Annotated in this window: 5 protein-coding genes; all 5 read left to right on the top strand. The window is 71.2% G+C overall.

The features are described from left to right. The first annotated feature begins 434 nt into the window (after positions 1-434). Positions 435-1,304 carry an MBL fold metallo-hydrolase gene (locus HUU95_RS09685; protein ID WP_174279924.1) on the top strand — a complete coding sequence of 290 codons (870 nt, stop codon included), beginning with the start codon at positions 435-437 and terminating at the stop codon, positions 1,302-1,304. Positions 1,305-1,309: 5 nt separating this feature from the next. Further along, positions 1,310-2,311: a quinolinate synthase NadA gene (nadA, locus tag HUU95_RS09690; protein ID WP_174279925.1), complete on the top strand. Its 1,002-nt coding sequence runs from the start codon at positions 1,310-1,312 to the stop codon at positions 2,309-2,311. Between the two features lie 114 nt (positions 2,312-2,425). Further along, complete coding sequence (locus HUU95_RS09695) at positions 2,426-2,692, top strand: hypothetical protein (RefSeq protein ID WP_174279926.1); 267 nt, start codon at positions 2,426-2,428, stop codon at positions 2,690-2,692. A 239-nt stretch (positions 2,693-2,931) separates the two neighbouring features. Next, entirely contained in the window at positions 2,932-3,771 is an 840-nt protein-coding gene (gene nadC, locus HUU95_RS09700; protein WP_174279927.1) for a carboxylating nicotinate-nucleotide diphosphorylase, read from the top strand. A gap of 37 nt (positions 3,772-3,808) precedes the next feature. Continuing rightward, the coding region (locus tag HUU95_RS09705; protein WP_174279928.1) for a hypothetical protein at positions 3,809-4,257 on the top strand (449 nt) is incomplete at its 3' end.

Here is a 4,257-nt window from a genome sequence, read left to right on the forward strand (position 1 = left end):
GCGCGCGCATGTCGAGGCGCGGTTCAGCTGGCGACGGACGTTCGACCCGCTGTTCGACGACATTTATCCGGGGGCGCGCGCGAGGACTCGGCTCAGGCGCCGGGTGCGGGTGGACCGGCCCGCGCTCGCCGCGGCCGGCCCACCCGTCTGAAGCGTGGAAAAAGACCTCCGCGCGTTCGGCGACGTGGGAGGTGCAGGTCCGGGGCCAATCGACGCGAGGCAAGGCCGGCGGCGGATCACGCTGGTTAATGGGGTCGGGGCGGGCAGGGCGGCTGTAAAGCGGGTCGACGCCCAGGGGCACCGCTGGTCTACAAGCCCAGGCACGGGCCGATGATGGCGCCCGGGACCTGCTCCGTCACCAAGCCTCGCGCGCCCCACCTCTCCGCCCCGGAGAGCGGTTGCCAATCGCCACCCGACCGGCCATGCCGCCGTCCATGCCAGAGGCTCCCGCCGGCACGCTCATCCTCCTCGAACCGCTGGTGACGCGGCTACTCGCGCCCAATCCGTCGCCGTTCACCCATACGGGCACGCAGACGCATCTGGTGGGGACGACCGACCTCGCCGTCATCGATCCCGGCCCGGACGATCCCACGCACCTCGGCGCGTTGCTCGCCGCGATCGCCGGCCGGCCCGTCACCGCGATCGTCATCACCCACCACCATCGCGATCATAGCCCCTGCAGCCGCCCGCTCGCCGCCGCGACCCGCGCGCCGATCATCGGCGCCGCGCCGGTGTTCGTCGATGACGGCAGCCCGCGCGCCGACGCCGCCTTCGACATCGACTATGCGCCGGACCGCGTGCTCGCCGATGGCGAGGCGGTGACGGGCGAGGGCTGGACCTTGCGCGCGCTGGCGACCCCCGGCCACACCTCCAATCACCTCGCCTTTGCCCTGCCCGAGACGGGCGCGCTGTTCTCGGGCGATCATGTCATGGGCTGGTCCACCTCGATCGTCTCGCCTCCCGATGGCGACATGGCGGCGTATATGGCGTCGCTGGAGAAGCTGATCGGGCGCGAGGACCGGGTCTATTATCCCGGCCATGGCGCCCTGATCGACAAGCCCGCCCGCCTCGTGCGCGGGCTGCTGGGCCATCGCAAGCAGCGCGAAGGACAGATCCTGCGTCTGCTCGGCGATGCGCCATCCGCGATCCCGGCGATGACCGCGCGCATGTATACCGGCCTCGATCCGCGCCTGCTGCCCGCCGCCGAGCGCTCGGTGCTCGCGCACCTCATCGATCTGGAGCGGCGCGGGATGATCGCGCGGACGGGCGAACGCTGGCGCGGGTTGCACGCCGACCCTAAATGAGGGCGATGACCGCGATCAATCTCAACCTCACCGGCGTCGATCTTCGTGGCGAGATCGACCGCCTCCGCCGCGAGCGCAACGCGGTGATCCTCGCGCATTACTACCAGAAGCCCGAGCTGCAGGACCTGGCGGATTATGTCGGCGACAGCCTCGACCTGTCGCGCCGCGCGGCGGCGACGGACGCGGACGTGATCGCCTTTTGCGGCGTGCGCTTCATGGCGGAAACGGCGAAGATCCTGTCGCCGGACAAGGTGGTGGTGCTGCCCGACATGGACGCCGGCTGCAGCCTGGAGGATTCGTGCCCGCCCGACCAATTTGCCGCCTTCCGCCGCCAGCATCCCGACGCGATCGCGCTGACCTACATCAACTGCTCGACCGAGGTGAAGGCGCTCAGCGACATCATCGTCACCTCCTCGTCCGCCGAGACGATCCTGGCGCAGATCCCCGCGTCGCGGCCGATCATCTTCGGGCCCGACCGCAACCTGGGCGGCTATCTCCAGCGCAAGACCGGGCGCGAGCTGATTCTGTGGCCGGGCGTGTGCATCGTCCACGAGGCGTTCAGCGAGACGGAGCTGCTCAAGCTCAAGGCGCTCCATCCCGGCGCGCCCGTCGCGGCGCATCCGGAATGCCCGGCCGTGATCCTCGACCACGCCGATTACGTCGGCTCGACGCGCGGCATCCTGGAGTTCGCGCGGGCGATGCCGGGCGATACGCTGATCGTCGCCACCGAGCCGCACATCATCCACCAGATGGAAAAGGCGATGCCTGCCAAGCGCTTCATCGGCGCGCCGGGGGCGGACGGGAACTGCAATTGCAACATCTGCCCGTACATGGCGCTCAACACGATGGAGAAACTCTACGTCGCGCTGCGCGACCTGACGCCGCGCATCGAGATCGAGGAAGGCTTGCGGCTGCGCGCCAAGCAGAGCCTCGACGCGATGCTGGCGATGGCGAGCGCCACGGTGGGGCAGGGCGATGTGGGTTCGGCGCGAGTGACCGGCGACTGACGAGGCCGGCTTGGCATCGCCCAAGTTTTTCTCCTGATCGCCGGTCGCGGCAGGACGCTAGCGGGCGGCGGCACCCGCCAGACGCGGAGTCGCACCGATCCTGGAGTTCGTTCAATGAAGATCACCGCCCTCCTGCCGCTCGCCGCCGCCGTCGCGCTGGGCCTGTCCGCCTGCGCCAAGCATGACGACGCGACCGCCGCCAGCGACGTGACGCTCAACGCCGGCGACAGCCTCGACGCCAATGCCGGCGGCTCCGCCGACCTGAACAGCGAGGCGGTGGCGCCGGACGACACGAGCGGTAATCTGTCCACCGGCGCCGGCGACCCGCTCGGCAACGACACCGCCGTCGACAACACCGCCACCGCCGGCAACACGCTCTGACCGACAAGCTGGCGCGGACCGGGTGTGGCGACACCGCCGGCCCGCTACCCGCCAGCGGCTGATTGCCACGAACGCTAGGTGAAGCTCCCTATGCGCCCCTCCGGCCCGGCCTTGCGCCGGGCCGCTTTGCGTGGCGCCCGTCCGGCGACCGTCGAGGCCGGGAATGGCCTGCGTTGGACGATCGACCATGCATCGGCCTCACGCTGGCGCCGCGCGACGCGCTCGGCTAGCGGCCGCGCATGGACCTGCCCGGCTTCGATCTCGACCGTTTCGTCGCCGCGACGCTGGCGGAGGATCTGGGGGCGGCGGGCGACATCACCTCCGCCGCCGTGATCCCGGGCGACGCGCGCTTCACCGGCGTCATGGCCAGCCGCGACGCGATCACCGTCGCGGGGTTGCCGATCGCGGCGGCGTTCTTCCGCGCGCTCGACCCGGCGGTGACGATCGAACGGCTGGTCGAGGACGGCGCGCGGGTCGCCCCCGGCACCGAGCTGTTACGCGTGGCTGGCCTCGGCCGCGCGCTGCTCGCCGCCGAGCGCTCGGCGCTCAACGTGGTGCAGCACCTGTCGGGCATCGCGACGCTGACCCGCGCCCATGCCGATCGGCTGCTCGGAACGGGCGCGACGCTGCTCGACACCCGCAAGACGCTGCCCGGGCTGCGCGTGCTGGAGAAATACGCGACGCGGATGGGCGGCGCGACCAATCACCGCATGGGGTTGTGGGACGCGGCGATGATCAAGGACAATCACGTCGCGGTCGCGGGCGGGGTGGCGGAGGCGGTGCGTCGCGCGGTCGCGGCCGGGATCGGGCAGGTGATCGTCGAGGTCGATCGGGTGGACCAGATCGAGCCCGCGCTCGCCGCGGGCGCCACGCGCCTGCTGCTCGACAACATGGACCCGCCCACCTTGCGCGGCGCGGTGACGCTGGTCGGCGGGCGCGTGCCGACGGAGGCATCGGGCGGCGTGACGCTGGCGACGATCCGCGCGATCGGCGAGACCGGCGTCACCTTCGTCAGCGTCGGCCGGCTCACCCAGTCGGCGCCGGCAGCCGATATCGGACTGGACTTCACCGCCACCTGACGGGCAGGATGGGCGTCGCCTAACCGGAGTGTCCGCCTTGCCCCGTCCCGCCGCCATCACCTTGTTCGACCGGCTCTATCTCCTCTCGATCCTGGTCTATGTCGTCAATGCCGCGTTCTCCTGGGGCAAGATGCAGGCCGTGATGCTGGAACAGCCGGCGGTTCAGGCGAACCCGGCGATGGGTCCGGTGATCACGGGCGCCGCGATCGGCTGGCTCGTCGTGGTGGTGCTCGTGTCCGTGCTGTTCTGGTGGCTGGTCTCGCGCGCGCGGAGCCAGGCGGGCAAATGGCTGGTGCTCGTGACGGAAGCGGTGGGGGTGCTGATCGGACTGTGGGCGCTGGTCCAGCTCGCGCGCGGGGTGTCGCCCAACGCCCCGGGCACCGCGATCGGCTTGGTATCGACCGTGCTCGCCGCCGCGGCGGGCGCGATGCTGCTGCGGGCGGACGCGCAGCCCTGGTTCGCCGGCGACGCGGAGCGGCTGGCGTG

It is taken from the genome of Sphingomonas bacterium (assembly GCF_903643065.1).
Lineage (GTDB): Bacteria > Pseudomonadota > Alphaproteobacteria > Sphingomonadales > Sphingomonadaceae > Sphingomonas.

Bases quoted from the DNA above. Each gene is read 5' to 3' on its own strand.
- HUU95_RS09685 (WP_174279924.1), top strand. From the start codon at position 435: ATGCCAGAGGCTCCCGCCGGCACGCTCATCCTCCTCGAACCGCTGGTG.
- nadA (WP_174279925.1), top strand. From the start codon at position 1,310: ATGACCGCGATCAATCTCAACCTCACCGGCGTCGATCTTCGTGGCGAG.
- HUU95_RS09695 (WP_174279926.1), top strand. From the start codon at position 2,426: ATGAAGATCACCGCCCTCCTGCCGCTCGCCGCCGCCGTCGCGCTGGGC.
- nadC (WP_174279927.1), top strand. From the start codon at position 2,932: ATGGACCTGCCCGGCTTCGATCTCGACCGTTTCGTCGCCGCGACGCTG.